Origin of the sequence: Ktedonobacter robiniae (assembly GCF_016587375.1) — a bacterium.
Lineage (GTDB): Bacteria > Chloroflexota > Ktedonobacteria > Ktedonobacterales > Ktedonobacteraceae > Ktedonobacter > Ktedonobacter robiniae.
Window position 1 is genome coordinate 358967 of sequence record NZ_BNJG01000001.1, and the last position, 22586, is coordinate 381552.

The window sequence follows — 22586 nt, forward strand, 5'->3', positions numbered from 1 at the left end:
TTTTCATCTTTTTTCTGGTAGCTAGCTGGCACTGACAAGGAAGGTGTGTCGCAAGAAAGATCAGTACGTCCCTGGCAGGTATATTTACACACTACCGCATGACAGAGGAATTATATCGGGTAGTTCGATCAAGCGCGCTTATGGCAATTCGCGTCAAACTACGGTGACTTGTCGTCAGAATAGTACTTATCAAGGAAGAGGTACACAGTGCAAATGATGAAGAACCCGCTAAGGTCGCCAGTTCTCCGTATCATATTTCTAGGCATGGCCTTTCTGCTTGCTGGATGCAGCGGAACTGGAGGATCGCCCAATACCAACCACCCCATCATATTACAGGTAGTCGATGCCGGAGGATATACCGCGCAAGTAAAACCCATGCTCGACGCCTACCAGAAGGCTCATCCTGACAAGGTATCAAAGGTCGTCTATCCTGCACGCATTCAGGCTCCCCAACTTCCTGGCAAGCTCAAGGCCGAAGAAAATGCCGGTAACATCCAGGATACACTTATCATTACTGGCTATGATGCTGTCGCGAGCACTATTCAACAGGGGCTAGTCGAACAATTGACACCGGCTCATAACGACAAATTCCCTAATCTCGACGCAAACTATCTGCCCGCGGCAAAGGCTTATAACGACCTGGCCAAGGGTTACGGTCTGGTTTTTACCTACACACCAAGCGGCCCCGTCTTCGAGTATAATCCAGCTAAGGTGTCCAATCCCCCCACAACCATTGAAGAGCTACAAGCCTGGATTAAAGCCCACCCACACCAGTTCCTCTATGCGCGTCCCTCAAACTCTGGACCTGGACGAACAATGTTGATGGGACTGCCCTATCTGTTAGGTGACAAAGACCCCAAGGACCCGATACATGGCTGGGACAAAACATGGTCATTCCTGAAAGATGCAGGCTCCGCTATCGACGCGTATCCAACACGAACCGGGGACACAATGAAAGCCCTTAGCACTGGTGAAGCCTCAATCATCGCCAGTACCCTGGGATGGGATATTAATCCCCGCTTCCTCCAACAGGTCCCCGCGGGAGACAAAACTTTTGTCCTTAAGGACACGACCTTTGTGGCTGATGCGGCCTTCATGATGATGCCCAAAGGGCTGGACCAGGCACGCCAGAATGTCATGCTGGACGTGATGGCCTGGATGCTTCGACCAGATCAGCAGGCATATAACTACGATTCTGGATACTTCTATCCCGGTCCAGCAGTAAAGAACGTGCCAATCTCTCTGGCACCAGCTAGCAGCCAACAAGTCATGCAACAGTACGGTCGCCCAGAATACGACACGCTCATTAAAAACATCAAAATCGAGCTGCCATTGAATACTGACCAGCTCGTAGCGGCTTTCCAAAAGTGGGACAGCGATATTGGTAGTGGCAAATACCAAACTTCTTAAGGCTTTAAGCGAAGATCGTGGTGCAGGAGGAGAATTTTCTCCTGCATCTTGCTAGAATCGAATACACCACCAAATCAGGACACAAGAAGCATGAAGAAAATAGAGAAGCTCGTGATCAAGGGCATGACGCGCCGCTTTGGTGATGCGACAGCCTTACACGACTTTAACCTCGAAATAGCTGGCGGTCAGTTTATTACCCTGCTAGGCCCTAGCGGCTGCGGCAAGTCCACAGCGCTCAATTGCCTCGCTGGACTCCTTGAATTGACTGAGGGCGAGATCCTACTCAATGGTGCACCTGTCCAACACTTACCAGCGGAAAAGCGCGGCTTTGGCATGGTTTTTCAGAACTATGCCCTGTTTCCGCACCTTACCACACAACGAAACATCAGCTATGGACTGGAAATTCGCCGGGTTCCCCGAGCTGAGCGAGAACAACGTGTCCGTAAAGCCCTGAATATGGTCCATTTGCAGGATTTCGGGAAACGCTATCCAGCCCAGATGAGCGGCGGTCAACAGCAACGATTAGCGATTGCGCGTACGATTGTTCTGGAACCTTCTCTCCTCCTTTTAGACGAGCCACTCTCCAACCTGGATGCTAACCTGCGCAACGAGATGCGTATCGAAATTAAGCGCTTACATACTGAGCTTGGTCTGACAACCGTCTACGTGACGCACGATCAATCCGAAGCCATGTCACTCTCAGACAAAGTCGTCGTCATGCGCCAGGGTCGCATCGAACAGATTGGGACGCCACAAGAAATTTACAATCGCCCTCAGAGCCTTTTTGTTGCCAGATTTATGGGGTATCTCAATCAGTTCCCTGGCACAGTTATAGGAAGAGATGGCGAGTACTGGCTCATTCAGACAGCATCTGGTGAGCAATTTACCGCCAGTAGTACAGTCGCAGAGAGTATCAACTGGCAAACGGGGCAGCGTGTACTGGCATGCATACGTCCCGACGAAACACTGGCTGATCCGTTGCCCGCCGAGAACCACGTCCAGGGCCATGTGCGACTGGTGGAATATGTGGGGCGAGCATATGAAATTCTGGTACAACTTGCGGACGAGAGAGGCACACAATTGCTGGTACACAGTGCCCACGCGCCAGAAATTGGCACTCCGCTTACATTTGGCGTGCAACCCGAAAGACTTTTGCTCTTCCCTGACGACGAAATGACAACAGGTCACACCAGCGCGGAGCAGGATCTAGTAGATGTCGCGGCGATGAGAGTCGAGAGATAATGCGATGGCAGATATACCTCATTCCTCCATACGGCGCAAGATAAACAGGCGCGGACTTCCTTTCAAGGCCAATAGCAGCGCGGTGTTGCTCTCGCTACCAGCGATCATGCTGGTACTTGTGCTGTTTTTCTATCCTTTGCTCTTCGGTCTTGATATCAGCTTACGTTCAAGCGAGCAGGCACCGTCCTGGAGCCTGACAAACTATTTCCAGTTTTTTAGCAATTCCGACCTGGTTGCCACCATCTGGACAACCTTTCGTGTCGCCTTGCCTGTGACCCTCTTTAGCGTGCTGGTCAGCATTCCCCTCGCCTATTACATGCGTCGAGGAATTAAGTTTGAACGCCTGCTCACCGCAATTTTGATTCTGCCCATCACGCTCGGAAACGTTATGGTGGCCCAGGCGATGCTGGACTATTTCTCGCCTACCGGTTGGTTCAATCGCGTGCTCCTCTCGCTACACCTCATACAGCAACCCATGCTCCTGCTGCATCACTGGCTTGCGGTCGAGATCGCGCTCTTTATCCAGGGCTTTCCCTTCACCTTTTTGTTGATCCTGGGCTATATGTCAGCAATCAGCCCGGATCTAGAAAGGGCCAGCCGGATGCTAGGAGCGAGGCCGTGGCAAACTTTCTGGCGCGTTGTACTTCCTCTCTCATTACCGGGTATCGCGGTCGCGTTTTGTCTCAATTTTGTTGCCAATTTTAGTGTTTTCCCTTCAGCGAACCTGGTTGGAGAACCATCGCATGAGACGCGTGTGCTGGCTATCGCCGCCTATGAAACGGCCTTTACCAATTACAACATCCCGCTTGGCACGGCAATATCGTTGATCATGGGCGTTATTGAGTTATTGGTAATCGCACTGGTCCTGTGGCTGCAACGCAAAACGGCACGTGGCGCGACCATCAGTGGTGGCAAGGGGGTATAGGCAATGCACATTGAGGTTTCCCAAAATACTGTCACCAGTACCACGAACAATGTGCCAACTCGTTCGTCAGAGGAGCCACGACGTCAGAGACGCAGGGGACGTTTCTGGAGTACGCTCGCCTTTTACACTGCGATCGGCTTCTTTATTCTTAACATCCTGGCCATGGTCTTCACGGTTGTGCTTGACTCGCTGGGCAAGCAGTGGTTCGCGACCTGGCTCCCGGAAGGACTATTTACCACACAATGGTACGCCTTCGCATTTAGTGACCATGATATCGTGCAACTCCTCTCGAACACGCTCATTGTGGCGCTTGGCGCAACCTTTATTTCCATGCTTGTAGGCTTCCCCGCTGCCTACGTGCTGGCGCGCCAACAGTTTCGCTTCAAGGGAGCGCTGATGGGCTTTTATCTACTACCAATGCTTGTACCGCCACTTGCGTATGGTATTCCGCTCGCGACAGTTTTGCTACGCTACATTGGTGGCGAATTACCAGGCGTCATTCTCATCAACGTTGTACCCACTCTGCCCTTCGTTATACTCATTCTCGTTCCTTTCATCGAACAGGTGGATATCTCGCTGGAATCAGCCAGCCATATGCTCGGCGCGAATCGCTTACAAACGTTCTGGCGAATCGTGCTCCCCCTGGTTATGCCAGGTTTGCTCACCGCGGGCATACTGGCGGTTGTGCGCGTTATCGCGATGTTCGAGCTGACCTACCTGGTCGCCAACGCCGATGCCGGAACTCTCGTCGTCACCCTGTACGGAGATGCCTTTGCTTCGGGTATGCGGCCAGAGCAAGCAATCAACGCGATGGCTGTCGTCTATATGCTCACCACCATGGCGCTGCTGATCATAGCGCTCTGTTTCGTCAAACCGACACAATTCGTTGTGCGCCTGAAAGGGAAGTAACACTACATGTCGTCTTGCCAAATTATGCGCAGCGTTTACGCTACAGCACTTTATTCCTCGATATGTTCATTGTTGGCTCATAGATAGGAGGTCCAATGACTCAGTCACTAGAAGACCGCTTCTTTTCGTCGGATCCTGCTCAACGCCAGATTGCTCGCAGTCTGTATAAACGCGTAAAAGATCTTCCTCTTGTCTGCGTCCACGGACATGTTAATCCAGCGATGCTTTGCGCCTCCAACTACGACTGGGGGACACCCGTTGATCTCTTGATTATTCCCGACCACTATATTTTCCGCATGCTCTATTCCCAGGGTATCATGTTAGAGGAACTGGGCATCCCCTCCAAAGAGAAGGGGGGCCATCTCGCGACGCCAGATCATCGCAAGGTATGGCAGATCGTCTGCGACCACTGGTACCTGTTCCGAGGGACACCATCGAGTCTCTGGTTGCGTGATGAATTACGCGATATCTTTGGTATCGAGGAGAAGATAAACTCCGCCAACGCGCAGAAGATTTACGACGCCCTTGAAGCGAAACTACACAACCCTGAGTTTCAGCCACGCCAAATGTTTGAACGCTTTCACATTGAGGTACTCGCCACGACCGATGCTGCTACCGATACACTTCACTATCATGAAAGCATTCGCCAATCGGGCTGGCACGGGCGCGTCATTCCAACCTTTCGCCCTGACATGGTTGTGAATATCGACGCGGAACACTTTGCAGAGAATATTCAACGCCTGAGTCAGGTGTCCAACATCGACGTAACCAGTTATCCCTCGTATATCGCAGCGCTGGAACAGCGGCGTCGCTTCTTTAAAGAGATGGGAGCTACCGCCACCGATCATGCCGCCATGACCGCGTACACCGAGCATCTCAGCGAACGTGAGGCTGAGATTATTTTTCAACGAGCATTGAAGGGTCAGATCAGTACAGAGGATGCGCGCCGCTTTACAGGTCATATGTTGCTTGAAATGGCGCGCATGAGCGTTGAAGATGGCCTCGTCATGCAATTGCATATCGGAAGCTATCGTGACCACAATTCTGCGATTTACGAGCACTTCGGCCGTGACATGGGCGCTGATATCCCTGTCGCCAGCGAATTTACACGCAACTTGAAACCCTTGCTTGACCGCTTTGGGCGGGAAGATGACCTGACCATTGTTGTATTTAACCTCGATGAGACAACCTATAGCCGAGAACTCGCACCACTGGTGGGCCACTATCCCGCCCTGCGCCTTGGTCCCCCCTGGTGGTTCTTTGATAGCTTGAACGGTATACGCCGCTTCTTCGATAATGTCGTGGAGACTGCCGGGCTATACAACACCACTGGCTTCAACGACGATACACGCGCCTATCCCTCCATTCCTGCGCGCCATGATTTATGGCGGCGTGCCAGCGCCGACTGGCTAGCTGGAATGGTGCTACGTGGCATCATTGATGAAGAGGATGCCCATGAGATGGTTGTGGATATGGCCTATCGCCTGGCAAAGCAGGCCTACAAACTGGAGTCATAAGAATGCTTTATAATCTCAATCTACCGATCATTGATACATCAGTCGTTACCCTCGATAACACAACATATGCCCTGGTCACGACAGCCATACCAGGCGAGAAGCTGCTCGCCGTGCTGGGCCATACCAATGGCTTTGTTGGGGAACTGCAACACAGCGACCGGGTTATGCTATGCGCCCGAACCCCTGAAAACGCGCGTGCTCTACGCGCACGTCTTCCATGGCTACAACCAAGCGTGCTAGGCCTGCAAACATCAGCAGGCTTTGGTGATCGCCTGGGCATCGCCACCCCTGGACATGTGCAAAGCGTACGCGACACAGGCGTGGCTCCCATCTTCGCGCAACAATCGGTACGCGAAAATACACGTACGGGTCGTACACCACAACAGGTACTCGATGACGCCATGTGGGGAGCGTTTGAAGCTGGCTGGCGCGAGCCCTGGGGAGCGGATGCGGACCACTTGAAAGCCCTGGCTGATATTGAACCCTTCATCGCCGCCGGTTATACATTCTATACTATTGACCCCGGCGATTACGTTGACGATGATGCCGAAGAAGATGACACTGCAACACTACGTCAGAAAGCCTCTGCTCTTCCCTGGAGCGATCTACGAAGCTCGCTCAATGAAACACAACAGCGGTATCACCGACAATTCGATATTGAAGATCTTCCTCTAGCGTTTGATGAATATACCTTGCTCAAAGCGGTTGTCAAATATGGTGCTGCCGTGGCTCACATGGCGCGCATGACACGGAGGATTCAAGAACTCGCTGGTCAGCGTCCCTTTGAAATGGAGATCTCGGTTGATGAGACCAGGACCACAACCGCATTGCTTGAACATTTCTACATTGTATCCGAGTTGAAGAGGCTCAGTGTTCCTTTCGTCAGTCTGGCACCGCGCTTTGTGGGGCGCTTCGAGAAAGGGGTGGACTACATTGGTGATCTCGCGGAACTGGAACAAAATATCGCTGGACACGCCAGCATTATGCGCTACTTTCACAATGCCTATAAGCTCAGCTTGCATACGGGCTCGGACAAATTCGAGGTCTATCCCATCACGATGCGCCATACCCAGGGCCTTGTCCATCTTAAGACCGCAGGAACAAGCTATCTTGAAGCCCTGCGCCTCATCGCTTCCATCGACAGTTCGTTCTTCAGGGAGATCGTCGAATTCGCTTGTAGCCGCTATGATACCGACCGCAAAACGTATCATGTCTCGGCCACGCTAGCGAAGCTTCCAGTCATCACGTCCTTAACTGATGAGCAACTACCAGATCTCTTAAACCAGTTTGATGCACGCCAGGTCTTACATGTCACCTTCGGGTCGGTCCTAGATACCTTTGGCTCCAGGCTGGACCACCTCCTGAATGAACACCAGGCGGACTACCAGGTGTTTATCAAGAGGCACTTCGATAAACACCTGGTAGCCTTTCGAAGCCGTTGATCTCATAGCGCACACGAATGGTTCTCAGAGGGTTGGGGGTCGTGATCTCTTGATGCAGCAAACGCCTATTAGCACTTACGCTCTTTCTTCCATTGAAGGCTTCTGACCATCAAGAGCATAGCACTGCTCGTTAGTCCAGGTGATACCCACTTTGCTGTTCGTCTCCAAGGAAATGTTTTTTTGAAATAAAGAAGGCACCAGGAAAAGCACTATATCATGAGCTTTTCCTGGTGTCTTTTAAATGGGTCTAATGACCCATGTTTGGCGTGGCAGAGAAGACATATACTCAGGTGATAATGGTTGTTGTTGATATGGTAAAAGCACCATAAGAAAAATATTCTCGTGGCCCATATATCACAGTGACTCAATATATCACATTAGAATAGCAAGGAAGTTTTCATGAGCACTTTCATCAGTAATATGCCTGTTCGGGTTGTAGCCCCCAGGAAACGCCGCCTCTTGAGTCCGCAAAGGATCTTAGTGACCTTGCTCTCGCTAATTCTTCTATGCGCGATCGCGTGCGGAGGCATTGGCTATTACTTCTCCAATGTACTTTTAGTACCTACGCACGATATATCCTATAATTTAGAGGCAACCAATGTAAGCGCGCAAGTGGTGACGCTGCCACACACTCAGGACACAGAGCAGCCAGGTACATTTGGCATCACCTGGGCCAACGGAGCAGCCATCGTGGGCAAGGTTACCAACGAAAACCAGGACACCGTGACGCGCCAGTTACTCCAGACAACCGCCCCACTGGCATCACACACGATGGTCTCCTGGAATAGAGAGATATATCTAAACGGATTGAAGGATACACTGGAGCTACACATCAGCACCGTTCAAGTCTCGACGTCTTTAGGAGAGATGCCCGCCTGGTATGTGCCTGGTAAGCTGGATACCTGGGGCATCCTGGTTCATGGGCGAGGCGATACGCTCGATAGCAGCCTGCGCTTCATGCAACCGCTGGCGAAACTTGGCATACCCATGCTTGCCATCTCGTACAGAAATGATATGAATGCCCCAGCTAGCCCGGATGGCTACTATCACCTGGGTGATACTGAGTGGCAGGATCTGGAGGCTGGCGTCAAGTATGCTCTGGCTCATGGCGCCCACCACCTCGTGCTATATGGCTGGTCGATGGGTGGCGCGATCGTTGAAGCGTTCCAGCACCGCTCACAATATGCGAGCAACGTTCAGGCACTCGTGCTCGATGCCCCATTACTCGATTGGCGCTCCACGCTGAGCTTTCAGGCTGCCAGTCGCTACTTGCCAGATGTGGTTGCCAGCACCGCCGAGTTCTTCGCCGCTCAACGCGCCAAAATCAATTTCGACGCGCTCAACCAGCTCAATCAGCCGCAGGGCAAGACCCCAATTCTGCTCTTCCATGGCACAAATGATACCACCACTCCCGTCTCTGTAAGCGATACCTTCGCGCAAGCACATACCGATATTGTCACCTATAATCGCGTCAATGGCGCAGACCATGTCCAATCATGGAATCTCGATCCTCAGTGGTATAACACACAAGTGGAATCGTATCTGACACGCGTCCTGCACCTGTAATCATTCTTGCTACATGTCATAACAAGCCCGTCTCCTTGAAGGCAGCGGGCACTTGACTGAGCTCAATAAAGCATTTGCGAACTAGGCAGAGGCATCAAAGACGTAATGTCGATGTGCGGAGAAAGAGGCAGGGGAACGATGCAAAAATCAAGAATATCCTCATCCATATGCAGCATCCTGAAAAGGCTATTCTTGAAAAAGAGCGGCACCTTTTCACCATTGAGCCAGATACAAATAACCCCTTCCTGTCTGCGCTGGCTCGAGCCAGAATAAACAATTTTTGCTTCTCCCGCAGCTTCTGCCTTAATCTTATCTTCAACTTCATAGACGAGTTGTCTCAAAACAGAAAGTGAGCATGTACACACAATGTATGATTCAGTTCCTTCTAGCACCTTTCCACCTCTCTTCATATACTCCTTCCTCTCTACCTTTCTGACGACAAGAGCAACTTATCTGCTTTCAGGATAGTGTTATTACTATCTACCCTTGTACTTTGCTTCTTCCGCGATAATGGGTATAATGTGAGAGAAGTGTAGCATATAACCTTATGGTCATGCATCGGTGAGTTCCCCTATATCCAGATCTTTTTATAGAGTAGAGAGCTGTTTGCGCACCACAGGTGAGAGCGTGTTATGGTTGAAAACAAGCGGTCAGATGAGAATCTAGCGACGCTGCTCTGCGCGCTTTCCTTTGCCACGGGTATGGGGTTTGGCGAGGACATGGAGCATGGGTTGAAAAGCGCCCACCTTGGCCTTCAGCTGGCCTGCGCCCTTCGACTCTCGCCCGATATACAGGAAGCCGTCTTCTATGGTGCACTGCTCAAGGATGTCGGCTGCACCGCCTGCTCGGCGGGTATCTCGGCATTCTTTCCGGATGACGAACAGGTGCCGCGTGCTGATTTCATGCTCGTCGATCCATCACAGCTTCATGAAATGCTGGGCTGGCTCTCGCGCAATGTCCCCCTGGATGCACGCTTCCCCAGTCGCGTCACCAAGCTCTTCTCCTTCATTGCCCAATGTGGCCCTGTCATTCGTGAAGCTATGCGCGGGCACTGTGAAGTGGCCGAGCTCTTTGCGCGCAGGCTCGGATTTCCAGAGACTGTGCAACACACGCTCCGCTTCCAGTGGGAACGTTGGGATGGCAAAGGGTTGGCTTATAGCTTAAAGGCCAGCGAGATCCCACTCCCCGCACGCATCTTACACCTGGCACAAGTTATGGAACTTACAGCCAGCGTTGGAGGAACAGCCGCTGCACGCACCCTCGCCAGAGAAAAGCAAGGTACCCGCTTTGATCCAGACATCGTGGAGGCGTTCCTGCACCTGACCCCCTCAGACCAGGGGGGAGACGACCCGGAGCACACAATAACCCGCGAAGCGATCATAAAAATGCGCCCATATACATCCGCTGATGCTGTCACGACAGACCGCAAAGAAGATGTATGCCAGGCCCTGGCGGACTTTGTTGATGGCAAAACGCCTGGAACCTGGCATCACTCACAGCTTGTCGCCCAGGTAGCGGAGGACATAGGTAAGCAACTTGCCTTGACCCCTGGCGAACTCTACACATTGAAATGTTCGGCCCTGGTTCATGACATTGGCAAGGTCGCGACACCCTTTGGTATTCTTGTCAAAGGAGCACGTAGATCCCAAAGCGAGTGGGAAATTTATCGTCTCCACTCTTACTATACCCAGCGTGTCCTGGAACAGGTCGCTCCATTGCGCGATCTTGCCCCCATTGCCGCCTCACATCACGAATGGGTCAATGGGCAAGGCTACCATAGGCAACTCCAGGGTGAGCAGATACCACTTGCAGGGCGTATTCTTGCCGTCGCCAACACCTATGTGCACACAACGCAAGAGGGACAACATCATAAGGAGCAACCTTCGCGTGTACTTGCTTCGATGTCTGCATGCGTGGGAACGCAACTTGATACCGCATGCTATGAGGCTCTGGTCGCTTCCTTGCAAGTTGGCGATACCGGCAAAAAAGTAGCGCCGAAGCGCTCACAGGCGACTGATCTGACCCAGCGCGAAATAGAGGTGGTGCGCCTCCTCACCCAGGGGCAGAACACCCCTCAAATCGCACGCACCCTGAGTATCAGTAAAAAAACAGTTGAACACCACCTGGCCCATATTTATACAAAATTCGGCGTCTCCTGCCGTACCGCCGCGGTTGCCTATGCCGTACAACAAAACCTTGTCTAGCATAATGAGAATCTCATCAGGTTAAGGAGAACGAACTTTGGGGGCTGTGCCTCGCGCCATTGTGAAGCGCCCCCGGTGGCCAGCGTTCGTACCCGGCGAGATAATGCATGCGGGCTAAGGTCTCATTCTAGCACACGCGTGTGGAAGCTAGCTATCCAGGAACAAAGCGACCAGGTAAAACACATCGCGGGTATCTCGATGAGACACCCGCGACCAGGATCACTTAGATTTGTGCCTGCCCTCCATCGACGAAGAGTTCAATCCCATTGACAAAGCTGCTCTCATCCGATGCGAGGAACACGGCGGCTTTCGCAATTTCGTCAGGATCACCCAATCGCCCTAGTGGCACGATGGACGCAAAGTGCGTCAAAAGCTGTTCACGCTCCTCCTCAGTCTGTACTAAGCCATTCAGTCCCGGCGTATTGGTCGGGCCAGGGCTGATCGCGTTGACCCGGATCTGGCGGGATCTCAGGTCCAGAATCCAACTGCGCGCGAACGAGCGTACAGCAGCCTTGGCTGCACTGTAAACACTCAACGCTTCAATACCTGTAATCGAGGTCGTAGAGCCAGTGAGAATGACTGAACCGCCGTCTCGCAAGAGGGGAAGTGCCTTTTGCACGGTAAAGAGCGTCCCTTTGACATTGGCGTCAAACGTTTGATCGAAGTGAGCTTCAGTGACGGCCTCTAATGCAACCAGTTCTCCCCCACCGGCGTTGGCGAAGAGGATGTCAATGTGATCGTGACGCTGCTTGACCGTGGCATACAACTGATCAAGATCCGCTAGATTCGAGATATCCGATTGAACTCCAGTAATGTTTCTCCCGATCTGCTTGACTGCCTCATCGAGGAGGCCCTGGCGGCGACCGGTGATATAGACATACGCCCCCTCTGCGACGAAGCGCTGGGCTGCGGCGAGGCCAATGCCGCTGTTCCCACCCGTGATAACAGCAACTTTCCCTTCGAGTTTGGCCATGATTGTTCCCTCCATTCGTAGTGTAAGTTGTCAGAAAAAAATAAACTGCCTCAAGGTCTCTCAAGCCACTATTCAGGCAGTTTTGCCAGGAGGATATCGACCTTCTCTATAGCAAGCGATCTCTCAACAAACAGTTGGGAAGCTCTTGTTTGCAATTGCGGCCAACGGGCCTGGTAATGTGCTTGCCGACCTGCGTCATCGGCGAACAGGTCCAGGGTACCAAAAGTCGAGGGTCCCAGGCGAAATCCAAACCAGGCGATCGTTCCTGGCAACTGCTGAACAGCTAATGACGTTCCATTCAGGGCTTGCTCAACCGCTGCCTCTTTACCGGGTTGCGCCTCGAATCGCGAGAGAAAGCCTAGCGCCACCTCTGTTGGTGCTCCTTGTACAGGAAGCTTGGCCGCAAGCACATGGTGCTGCTTTGTAGTGCGCGGCTGTACGAGCAGATTACTCACTCGCTCCAGCCTTATCCTGTATTGCTCCTTCGAGAGATGTGCCTGCCGACCTGCTTCATCGGAGAACACATCGAAGACATTGAATGCTGAAGGCTCCTGGCGAAATGCGATCCAGGTGGTTGTGGCATGCTCCTGCTGAACGATGGAGAACGCTTCCTGGAGAGCCTGCACAATGAGTGCCTCATTACCGGACTTTACCTCTACTCGCGTAAGAGTTCCTACAATCGCCATTACCGTAACTCCTTTTCTTCTTGCCTATACCCTTCCTGCAAAATACACCTCTTGCAGAAAAACATCTTAATTTCTCATGTATTGGTTCCAGGAAATAGTATAGAAGGGAGCAGGTGTTGTACCAAGTGTAAAACTACACCTGGATTGGCGGGAAATTATTCAATGGATCGGATCTTGGCCAGTCCTCATAGCAGGAGAGAGGCATGATTGAAAGCAACCCCAAATCTTCTCAGAGATCAAATGTGCTATACAACACCCTTGAGGAGATTGAAATCCTGCGGCTCGCTCGTCAGGAAGAGGTGAGGGATCACCCTCATCCGCTCCTCAAACGCTTTACGCAACAGGAGCTAACTGATGAGGTGTGTCCTACCTATAAAAATTTGCTGGTCGGCCGCTCACAGCGGATTCCCAGCCGCCAGGCATTGATGCAGATTGCCGATTATCTGGAATGTACCATTGCCCAGCGCAATGACTTGCTCTTAGCCGCTCGCTATCTTCCAGAAAGTCTTGAATTAAAGGGCATTGAACTTCGGCAAGCATTAGAGCAGGCCCGGCAACTCATGGGAACCCTCCCCTATCCCGCCATGCTTGTGACCCATACCCTGGAAATAGAGACAATCAACAAGGCCTTCCAGCGCCTCTTTGAGCTTCCCTCACTCACCGCGCTTCCACGTACACAACGACATGTCCTCCCTTTATTTTTTCGGTATGACTTGCCAATCCGAAGGCGCTCAACCTTCAATGAGCAGGCCATCACAGCCTGGCAGGCGGGAGTGTCACGGGGCATTCAACTCTTTAAGCAAAGCAACAGGTTATATCAATTTGAACCGTGGTATCAAGAACTGGTAGACCAGTTCTGCGCAGTAGCCGATTTTCGTCAGCATTGGGAGCGAACGCCTGAGCTACACGATCAGCACCAGGAGCCATCAAAGTTGCTGCTCGGCCAAAATGCCACAACTGGAGAAATGCTCCCCATTCAACTCCAGCATGTTCGCATCTCGGTCTGTAGCCATATGTATCCCTGTATCATGGCACTTCTCCCCCTGGATGACGCGGCTCGCGCTGTCATTGCATCCCTTAGCAATACAGAGGGATCTGTGCTCAATAATCTGGCATGAGCAAAATCAGGCCAGGAAGTTGTCCCAGAAGTGATCGTGTGACCCTCTTACTCTCTAGATGATCACAAAGAGTGGTCATGAGCATAACATATCCATTGCTAGAAAAGGAAAGAGGGAAGATGGCAACAAATATCCCATCAGGCTCTTTAGCAAGCATAGTAGCAAGCACAATTCCAACCGACATTCCATTGCAGGAACAGATTGATACATTCGTGGCTCGGGGAGCAAAATATGTCTCAGAAGAAATGGCGAGGCAAGTGGATAGCCACATTGAGCACCTTGCCGCGTCTGGCGTCGCGGAATTCGCGCTGAAGGAAGATGAGCAGGCACCTGATTTCACGCTACCCGACGCCTTGGGGCAAGCGGTGACGCTCTCGCAGCTACTCACACAAGGGCCGGTCGTCATCATATTCTATCGCGGCGAATGGTGTCCCTACTGCAACCTGGAATTGCGTGCCTATCAGAAGGCGTTGCCGCAGCTCCAGGAACTGGGGGCAACACTTGTCGCGATTTCTCCGCAGACGCCAGACCACAGCCTCTCAACGCAGGAAAAGCACGAGCTGGGCTTTGTCGTACTTTCAGATAGGGGGAATCGTGTGGCACGAGCGTATGGGCTTGCCTTCGAGCTCGACGAGGCAGGAAAAGCCTTGCATGCCCAGCTTGGCGCAGACTTACCTGCCTACAACGGCGATGACTCATGGGAATTGCTGGTGCCAGGAACATTTCTCATCGATCAAGCCAGGGCGGTTCGCCTGGCTTCCGTCGACTCAAACTTTTTCCATCGGCTTGACCCATCGTTTGTGATCGCGCGGCTTAAGGAGCTAAAATGAAAATTGTCATCTTTGGTGCGAATGGCGCGACAGGTAAAATCTTGACCAAACAGGCCCTGGAGGCAGGGCATATCGTGACGGCCGTTACTCGCCACCCGGAAACCTTCCCCCTGCAAGATGTCCACTTGAACGTGATGGGTGGAGACGTGTTCGATCTCGCGGTGGTTGAACAGGCCGTTGCTGGACAGGATGCCGTCCTCTCCACCCTCGGTGTTCCCTTTAGTCGCGAGCCAATTACCATCTATTCGCGGGGCATGGCCCATATCACACAAGCCATGAAGCATTCCGGCGTTCGTCGCGTCATCTGTGTCAGTTCAAGCGCGACTGGTACGAACCATGAGACGGGAGGCGGTTTCATCTTTGATAAAATTCTGCAACCGATCGTAATGTCCACGATTGGGAAGACGACCTACGCAGATATGAAAGAGATGGAAACGATGTTGAGGAAGAGCGACCTTGACTGGACGGTCGTCCGGCCCTCCGGTCTCTTTGAGACGGAAACCATCACTGATTACCGGGTGGCTGAAGATCACATCAGCCGACAATTTACCTCCAGGGCAGACCTGGCCGACTGTATGCTCAAACAGCTCGCCACTGACAAGTATTCGCGCAAGGTGATCGCCGTGGCAACGTTTTCGGCGCAGCCCAGCATGCTGAAGTTTATGCTACAAGAGGCCTTCAAAGAGCCCGCCAAAAGCTGAGAAGAAGGACAAAACACACTAAAAGATTGGTCATAAATATGGCAAAAACAAATAAAGCTCCGTGGTTTGTCAATTTGGGGAATATTATGACAACGACCCTGCTGCACGCGGGCTTCAAGCTCGTAGGACCCGGCAACTACCCTATGTACCTGCTTACGGTGCGGGGTGCAAAAGCGGGCAGCCACGTACGGTCCCGATTGTGACCATTGAGCGTAATGGAAAGCGCTATCTGGCCTCACCGTTTGGAACCGTGGCCTGGGTGCGCAATCTGCAAGCCGCGGGAGAGGCTACCCTCACGCGTGGGCGTCGCGTTGAAAGGGTCAATGCACGAGAACTACCCCTCAAGGAGGCGGCCCTCGTTTTGCAAGAAGATATCAAAGGCGGCAACCCCTTTGCTAGCTACTACCAGGTCAACGCGGAATCTTCCTTTGAGGAATTTGAGCGTGTGGCAAGCAAACACCCTGTGTTTTTGCTACAGGGCGCCATGTGAAGCCTTATATGAGCGCACTGCCCCCTGCTGGATGTAGGGGGCAGTGCGCTCATTATTTCGTGCCAACGACCGAGGCGATTACCAATGGCCGCACCCGTTGTAGGAGTTCATTGAGAAACTGTTCTGACCGGGCAAAAGCTGCCAGGTGACCAGCCTGTTTGATCAGGACAAATTCCTTGTGCGGAGCCTCAAGTGCGTCGAAGTAAGCCTTGGCCGCAGCTGTTGGCGTGATCGCATCGGTATCGCCCTGAAAGACGAAGAATGGGATTTCGAAGCGCGCACCAAGCGCGCGGAGATCGGACACCATAAGTTCGTTCAATAGTTGATCAGTCGAAAAGTTCATGCCCTTGAAGATGTCTATAAGATCTCCCAGCGTGTGATCGGGTGAGGTCAGCATGGCTGGCAGCATGATATCCATAATCATGTTTGGAATCGTTGGGTTGGCCTTGATCGTCCACTGGTGCAGTGCTGTAAACTCTTTAGCAGTAAGCTTCCCTTTCCTGGCTCTAAGTTTCTCCACTGCTTTCACACCTCGGATATTGCCTGAGGCCCGAAGCCACTCCAGTGTCAGTTGATACGAAATCTCGCTGGCATCGGGCGTGCTATTCTGGTCGGTGCCCACATAGGCGGCGAACAAATCAGGCCGATGTTTGACCATCATGGTCCCGGTAATGCTACCAACCGAGCTGCCCACGAGAATGATGGGTTGACCAAGGTATTGGCGCAAAAACTCCGCGATCTCGTTCCCATCCTGGACCAGACGCTCAAATGTGAGGGGGCCGGTGCCAGCCTTCCCATTTTTGTGGAAGGTCTTGCCCGCGCCGCGCTGATCCCACTGAACGAGCGTAAAGTACTTTTCCCAGGAACGTAATAGTGGAGCAAAGATAGAATAGGTTGAGCCTGGGCCACCATGGACAAAAAACAGGACCGGGTTGCGGCGGTCCTCGCCGCGGATCGTGATCCACTGGTCGATACCACCAACCTTGATGAAGCGTTCATTGACAATTCCATTGGGAGTAGTGATCATAAGCGCTTTCGCGAGCTTTTGCTGTGTGCTTTTGCGTGTCATAAGAGCGGTGAACATGTTGATAGCCATGAATATTTTCGCTTTCTTTTCGCGCCATCTCTCTGGAGAGAAGAGCAAGATTTTTGTTTTTTATTGTGTGTCTGTTGTCATTGCTTGCTACTGTTGAGAGTATAACCATTTCAGGAGAGGAGCTCCCCACCCATGCGGGTAGTGCGAAGGGTAGTTAGCAGCGAGGCGAGTAGGTAGTGAAGAGAGGGGAGGCTATCTAGCCTAGCGTGGCTCATAACGCTGAGTATTAGAGGGAGAGGAGAGATGTAACTGGCGCGCCGCCTCACTGGCCTGGAGGCGGTTGCTGACACCTAGCTTCTGATAGAGGTGCTTGATGTGGTACTTCACAGTATTGACTGAGATAATCAATTCGCTCGCGATCTCCTGGTTACTCAAGCCCGCAATCAGCAGGTGCAGCACTCGTTCTTCGTGCGCGGAGAGCGGCTCTACCAGTCCATTGGTCTCCGCTCTCCCTTCCAGTCTATCCAGTTCACGCTGCGCCTCTACGATCACCTTCTCATCAGAGAGTTCGCGAGCGCTTAAGAGCGCCTGGCGAAGATGCGTTTGCGCGAGCACGAAGTCGCCCTGGGCCAGGTAAATCTTGCCCAGGGTCAGAAGGATGTCAACGGCAAGAAAGCGGTTACCAGGCGGAAGGTTATCCTCCTGAGCCTGGAGCAGCATCGCGCGTGCCTCGCTCACCTGGCCAAGATCCAGCTTTTCCTTGCCCACAAAAAAGAGGCATGCCGACCGATACATCTGCACTCGTCGATCCAACGCTCCTTTTCGCGGCAAGAAGACGAGTGCCTGCCGGGCGAAATGCACAACTGAAGAGAAGGGGGCTTCATCCAGCAAGGCGCTCAACGCGCGGTGCGCCCAGATGGCACCAATCCAGGAGACGTCGCCACTGCGCTGCCAGCCCTCTTCGGCCAGTTGCAATAACGTCTCGATGCGCGCGCGTTCTCCATCAGGGATAGCGGCTACCTCAGTGGCTAACGCTGCTTCCTGAGCAAACCAGAGTTTCACCGGAAAGCGGAGTTCGGTGGCAAAGAGAAAGCAGAGCATGGGATGCGTGCGTACAACCACTTCCGGAAGCAGCTCCATCCATCGCAGCATCGTTTGTGGCTCAGAGAAATTTTGGATGTGTACCCGCTCGATCAGCCGCGCGACCCGCTCCATATCCTGCGCCAGCGATGCGGCCTCGATAGCCTCTGTGAGCAACGCCTCCTGCTCATACCATACGCTGGCTCGCAAGGAGAGGTCACGCAGGGCCTCTTCACCCAGCCTCCGTTCGGCCTCATGCCGCATGGCTGCCGCAAAGAGCGCATGATAGCGATACCAACCTCCAGGTCCCTCCAGGGCTTCCAGGAAGAGTCCAGCCTGCTCGGCTGCCTCCAGTTGAGTCGCGCTCTGCACATCCCCGGTGACGGCTACACACAGCGTAGCAGAGAGGCGACCGAGAATGCTGGTTTGAAGGAGAAAGCGCTGTATTGGCTCAGACTGCGTCTCCAGGATCTCATGGACAAAGTAATCAAGTAGCGAGCGATCGGCAGCGGTATCCAGCGCGCCAAGCGAGAGGACGGCCTGGTCAATGGCCTCCTGAGTTCGCCATTTCGAGAGGGTCAGCGAGAGCAAGCGTAATCCGGCAGCCCACCCCTCCAGCTTGTTATCAAGTTGTTGCAGAGCCATTGGCGACAGGTCGTGAGGGAGGGCCTGGCGAAAGAACGCTGCTGTCTCCTGCAGGGAGAAGCGCAGATCGTTTGTCTGTAGCTCGTATACATCACCCCTGGCTCGCCAGCGCAGGAGCGGAAGTGGCGGTTCAGAACGCGAAAGCAGCAGAATATGAATCGTCGCGGGCAAGTAATCGATAAAAAAGGCTAGCATCTCATGAACACGAGCATCTTCGATCACATGATAGTCGTCGATTACCAGCAGACCCTCGAAGGGCGAGCGCGCAAGGGTGTTGAGCAACTGCGCCAGAGCCGAGTCCAAGGCAGGTGGCTCAAAGGGTGAAGGAGTGAGCGGACTAAGCAGGGCCAGCGCAGCCTGTCCCGAGGCCTGCTGCTCCGGTGCCAGAAATTTGAGACAGGCAGTCATGAGGTAGCGCCAGAAGCGCAGGAGATCGTTGTCGCCAACATCAAGCGAAAGCCAGGCAAGAACGGCATCTGCTCCCGATGTGTCCTGTGCCTCAGGAAAATGGAGATGCCACCACTGATTAACCAGCGTCGTTTTGCCGGAGCCTGCTGGCGCCTGGAGCACCATCACTTTGTAGTTCAGGCTCGCGTCAAGCTGTTCAAGCAAGCAAGTTCGTCTGACCAGCTTCCCCGAGAGAAGTGGCGGATGCAGCTTGGTTTCCAGCAACGGTAGCACGGATGGAACAGGAATCAGGTTAGTATCCTTTTCAAAAGGCGTATCGCGAGACACAGAGCCGCCCTTTCCAGTCGTTGATGTCAGAAATATCTTCCATGAGAGTATAGCAGATAGAGAAGCTTTTGGATAAAAACTTGTTGCGCTTCCTGCCTAAAAAGGGACGGGTGATGAGTCAACTGACCCATTACCCGTCCCTTTTTTTAGGCAGCTACCCGACGCATGTGCGGGTTCAGCATGGCTGAGAGCGCAATAAGTGTAAGGCCGGCTGTCATGAGGAGGATGGTGAACGTCGTCCCGGCATTCTGGAGCAGGAACCCGGTCAGCGCCAGGCTCACAGGGTTACTACTAAAGACAATCAGTCGGTACACACTATTGATGCGACCCTGTAAGGCATCAGGGATCAGGGCCATACGCTGACTCCGCTGTAGGACATCAAAGATAGGGAAAAGGAAAAAGAGGAGAGCAAGAATAGCCCCAAGCGTGAGCAGGTTGGGAGCCAGGATCAGCAAAGGCGCAAGCAATGCCTGTGCCCACAAGGTAATAAGGGAGATCACAAAGAAGCTCAGACGGCGGTGGAGCAGCGGCGCCGCCAGCGCACCAAGCACCCCGGCAACGCCTGCGACGGCGAATAGGACCCCGAGGTCTACCGTCGAGGCATGCACATGTTGCCCCAGCACAATACTGACCAATGTGATTCCCCCGGTCATCAGATTGATCCCGCACAGGAGCAGTGCCAGCGAGCGAATGAAACGCTGCTCCCATAGCCACTTCAGACCCTCTTTGACCTCTGTCATCAAAGCACGTGAGGCCCCTGCTGTACGCTCCTGTTGAAATGAGGTTCGAATGAAGAGAAGCGAAAGACAAGAGCAGAAATACGAGACACTATCTGCCAGAAAAGGGAAGAGGCTCCCAACACTATAGAGGAGGCCACCCAGCGGCGAGCCGAGGAGCATCGCAATATTATAGGTCGCGATATTTTGCGCGCTGGCGGCAGACAATTGCTCCTTTGAGACGACCTGGGGCAGGCTGGAGACTTCGGCGAGGTCGAAGAAGACAAAGAAAGTCCCTTCCAGAAGGGAGACGAGATACAGTTGAATAAGGTTCAGATGACCGAAGAACAACGCCAGCGGTATGCTTGCCATACTCAGAAATCGCCCAATATCACAGAAGATCATCACCTTCTTGCGATCCCATCGATCCATCAGGGCACCTGCGGGCAAACTGAGGAAGAGATAAGGAATGGTACGCAGCGCCGCCGCAATCCCGGCCTGAGCAGGTGAATGGGTGAGCGCGAGGATCAGCAGAGGAAAAGCCAACTGTGATACCTGTGAGCCAGTCTGCGAGACCACCTGACCACCCCAGAGGAGCAGATAGTCCCGATTCCGCCACAGCGGAAGAGGCGCACGTACCTCTGATATCTCTTCCTTGATCACAACCCGATTTTGATTCTCTATCACGAATTTGTTCCTTTTTAGTTAGCTTTATAAATTGCACGAAAAGCATGCAGGCATAAAATGCTTGCAAAAATGAATAAGGGAGTGATGGATGCATCCGAAATCAGGCCAGGTATAAAAGCTGATCATCTTCGAGGCTGAAGAGAATGCAAGGGAGGAAACACGTAGGGCTGTCTTAGCGCGTTGTGAATGTGCCCAACCCGGAAAGGATGCACCATCTTTCTGTCGAAGGAATGTGCTGCATAAGAGTGCCCCTTTCTTTCTGCTGGATAAACGACGCTTGCTTGGCTTAGTATAGCATACCGGATCGCCCATCGCAATGAACGAGCCAGGGAAGGCAAAGAGCAGCAATTCGATCTTGAACGCGCCCTCATGGGCCATCTCAGCTTAAAAGACAGGGCTTTCTCGCTCGCGGCTGTAGCTCATGTGGGAATGCCATTGCAAGTCAAGCCATTTTCCTGGCTGGTTGATGGAAAAAAGCCTGAACATTCTGCTCTATCTCAAGAGGGATTTGTACAAAAAAGGTAGTGCCTTCTCCCTCAATGGATTTCACCCAGATTTGCCCGCCGTGGCGCTCGACAATTTCTTTACTCACAGTAAGCCCCAGACCCCAACCTTCTCTGAAAAAAGCCTCGGCGCAAGGAGTACGATAAAATGGGTCAAAAAGGTGTGACTGCTGCTCGAGAGGAAGAGCAGGCCCCTCATTATGTATCTGGAAAAGCACAGAGGCATCCTCCACGTGTGCGTCAATAGAGATCACCGTATCTTTTAATGAGTAGTGAAGAGCATTGCTCACCAGATTAATCACAACCTGGGTAAGTCGTTTGCCATCAGCTTGAATGATTATAGGATCGAGAGGAAGTTGTAGCTCAATCTGGCGACCTGAATACGTACATTGATCCTCGACGACCTCACTACAAAGCTTGCTGAAATCGCAGGGGCCAAACTGCAAGAGCTTCTCTCCAGTATGTAAACTACTGAACTCAATCAGATCTTCAACCAATGCCTGCAACACACGTGTCCGTGCCTCAATTTTGTCAAAATGCCTTCTCCACAAAAGTGCTTCTTTCTCTGTGCTTTTCGCTTTATCCAGACGTCGTAGAGCGAGTTGCACTTCTCCTAGTATGGTGGTAAGAGGGGTTCGTAACTCGTGAGCTGCGCGTACCATAAAATAATCCTTGAGATGATTGGCCCGCTCAAGCTCTTGATTGATTTGTTCAAGTTTCTGGTTCGTTGTTGCCAGTTCCTGAGCATAGGCATGCACCTTTTGCTCGGCCGCACGTATACGCCAGTATTTCACCATATTCTGGCCCGCGAGAACAGCGATTATGCATTGGGCAGATACGAAAGGGCCAAGTGTTGCTATGGCAGTTCCAAAATTTAGGCTCACTATATCGAAATGGGGAAAGACAATGAGGAAAAAAGCAAGAAACCCAACCAGAGTCGTTACCAGAGCAGGACTTACTCCCCACACAAAGCCAACGATAACAGATGCAAGACACAAGGGTACCCACATAACACGTATGCTTGGAATAAGAAGAGCTAAGATCACTGCTATACCCGTGAGGAAGAGTCCGATGAGATACCCAAAAACGGGTAGGCGCCACCTTGGAAGGTATATGGTGGCCTCGTGATTCACCGCTCTCTGGCGATCAAGGTACTGGCTTATTTTTCTCC

At 52.6% G+C, this 22586-nt stretch carries 19 protein-coding genes; 12 read left to right on the top strand and 7 right to left on the bottom strand.

Annotated elements, in window-relative coordinates; translation table 11 throughout:
* Positions 1–213: 213 nt before the first annotated feature.
* The 7 genes from JMJ04_RS01465 to JMJ04_RS01495 all read left to right on the top strand — a co-directional run bounded on the left by JMJ04_RS01465 (position 214) and on the right by JMJ04_RS01495 (position 9011).
* On the top strand, positions 214–1410 hold the full coding sequence (locus JMJ04_RS01465; protein ID WP_236037869.1) for an ABC transporter substrate-binding protein: 1197 nt from the start codon (positions 214–216) through the stop codon (positions 1408–1410).
* A 90-nt stretch (positions 1411–1500) separates the two neighbouring features.
* Positions 1501–2652 carry an ABC transporter ATP-binding protein gene (locus JMJ04_RS01470; protein WP_201368797.1) on the top strand — a complete coding sequence of 384 codons (1152 nt, stop codon included), beginning with the start codon at positions 1501–1503 and terminating at the stop codon, positions 2650–2652.
* A 4-nt stretch (positions 2653–2656) separates the two neighbouring features.
* Positions 2657–3577, top strand: coding sequence for an ABC transporter permease (locus tag JMJ04_RS01475; RefSeq protein WP_201368798.1), 921 nt, complete (start codon positions 2657–2659; stop codon positions 3575–3577).
* Positions 3578–3580: 3 nt separating this feature from the next.
* Complete coding sequence (locus tag JMJ04_RS01480) at positions 3581–4486, top strand: ABC transporter permease (protein ID WP_201368799.1); 906 nt, start codon at positions 3581–3583, stop codon at positions 4484–4486.
* A gap of 95 nt (positions 4487–4581) precedes the next feature.
* Complete coding sequence (uxaC, locus tag JMJ04_RS01485; RefSeq protein WP_201368800.1) at positions 4582–6003, top strand: glucuronate isomerase; 1422 nt, start codon at positions 4582–4584, stop codon at positions 6001–6003.
* 2 nt (positions 6004–6005) lie between these two features.
* Entirely contained in the window at positions 6006–7445 is a 1440-nt protein-coding gene (locus JMJ04_RS01490) for a tagaturonate epimerase family protein (RefSeq protein ID WP_201368801.1), read from the top strand.
* 399 nt (positions 7446–7844) lie between these two features.
* Positions 7845–9011: an alpha/beta hydrolase family protein gene (locus tag JMJ04_RS01495; protein WP_201368802.1), complete on the top strand. Its 1167-nt coding sequence runs from the start codon at positions 7845–7847 to the stop codon at positions 9009–9011.
* Positions 9012–9073: 62 nt separating this feature from the next.
* Here the strand turns inward: JMJ04_RS01495 and JMJ04_RS01500 are convergent, their stop codons facing one another.
* Positions 9074–9421, bottom strand: a complete 348-nt coding sequence (locus JMJ04_RS01500; RefSeq protein WP_201368803.1) for a hypothetical protein — start codon at positions 9419–9421, stop codon at positions 9074–9076.
* Between the two features lie 222 nt (positions 9422–9643).
* On the opposite strand from JMJ04_RS01500, the gene JMJ04_RS01505 reads away from it, so the two are divergent.
* The gene (locus tag JMJ04_RS01505) at positions 9644–11215 is read left to right on the top strand and encodes an HD domain-containing phosphohydrolase (RefSeq protein WP_201368804.1); all 1572 of its coding nucleotides are present in this window, start codon (positions 9644–9646) and stop codon (positions 11213–11215) included.
* 223 nt (positions 11216–11438) lie between these two features.
* Here JMJ04_RS01505 and JMJ04_RS01510 read toward each other — a convergent pair whose 3' ends face one another.
* Positions 11439–12188: an SDR family NAD(P)-dependent oxidoreductase gene (locus tag JMJ04_RS01510; protein ID WP_201368805.1), complete on the bottom strand. Its 750-nt coding sequence runs from the start codon at positions 12186–12188 to the stop codon at positions 11439–11441.
* A gap of 68 nt (positions 12189–12256) precedes the next feature.
* On the bottom strand, positions 12257–12874 hold the full coding sequence (locus JMJ04_RS46350) for a putative quinol monooxygenase (protein ID WP_236037871.1): 618 nt from the start codon (positions 12872–12874) through the stop codon (positions 12257–12259).
* 203 nt (positions 12875–13077) lie between these two features.
* On the opposite strand from JMJ04_RS46350, the gene JMJ04_RS01520 reads away from it, so the two are divergent.
* From JMJ04_RS01520 to JMJ04_RS01535, 4 genes are all read left to right on the top strand, one after another.
* A complete protein-coding gene (locus JMJ04_RS01520) occupies positions 13078–13992 on the top strand; it encodes an MmyB family transcriptional regulator (protein WP_201368806.1) in 915 nt (304 codons plus the stop codon).
* A gap of 119 nt (positions 13993–14111) precedes the next feature.
* On the top strand, positions 14112–14822 hold the full coding sequence (locus JMJ04_RS01525) for a peroxiredoxin-like family protein (RefSeq protein WP_201368807.1): 711 nt from the start codon (positions 14112–14114) through the stop codon (positions 14820–14822).
* Positions 14819–15523 carry an NAD(P)-dependent oxidoreductase gene (locus JMJ04_RS01530; RefSeq protein WP_201368808.1) on the top strand — a complete coding sequence of 235 codons (705 nt, stop codon included), beginning with the start codon at positions 14819–14821 and terminating at the stop codon, positions 15521–15523. The genes JMJ04_RS01525 and JMJ04_RS01530 overlap by 4 nt, the downstream gene beginning before the upstream one ends.
* Before the next feature lie 61 nt (positions 15524–15584).
* The gene (locus tag JMJ04_RS01535; protein ID WP_236037873.1) at positions 15585–16013 is read left to right on the top strand and encodes a nitroreductase/quinone reductase family protein; all 429 of its coding nucleotides are present in this window, start codon (positions 15585–15587) and stop codon (positions 16011–16013) included.
* 52 nt (positions 16014–16065) lie between these two features.
* On the opposite strand, the gene JMJ04_RS01540 is transcribed toward JMJ04_RS01535, so the two are convergent.
* The 4 genes from JMJ04_RS01540 to JMJ04_RS01555 all read right to left on the bottom strand — a co-directional run bounded on the left by JMJ04_RS01540 (position 16066) and on the right by JMJ04_RS01555 (position 22212).
* Positions 16066–17109, bottom strand: coding sequence for an alpha/beta fold hydrolase (locus tag JMJ04_RS01540; protein WP_201368809.1), 1044 nt, complete (start codon positions 17107–17109; stop codon positions 16066–16068).
* Between the two features lie 201 nt (positions 17110–17310).
* Complete coding sequence (locus JMJ04_RS46355) at positions 17311–19509, bottom strand: winged helix-turn-helix domain-containing protein (protein ID WP_236037875.1); 2199 nt, start codon at positions 19507–19509, stop codon at positions 17311–17313.
* 146 nt (positions 19510–19655) lie between these two features.
* Entirely contained in the window at positions 19656–20912 is a 1257-nt protein-coding gene (locus JMJ04_RS01550) for an MFS transporter (RefSeq protein WP_201368810.1), read from the bottom strand.
* Positions 20913–21354: 442 nt separating this feature from the next.
* The gene (locus tag JMJ04_RS01555; RefSeq protein WP_201368811.1) at positions 21355–22212 is read right to left on the bottom strand and encodes a sensor histidine kinase; all 858 of its coding nucleotides are present in this window, start codon (positions 22210–22212) and stop codon (positions 21355–21357) included.
* Positions 22213–22586 lie beyond the last annotated feature (374 nt).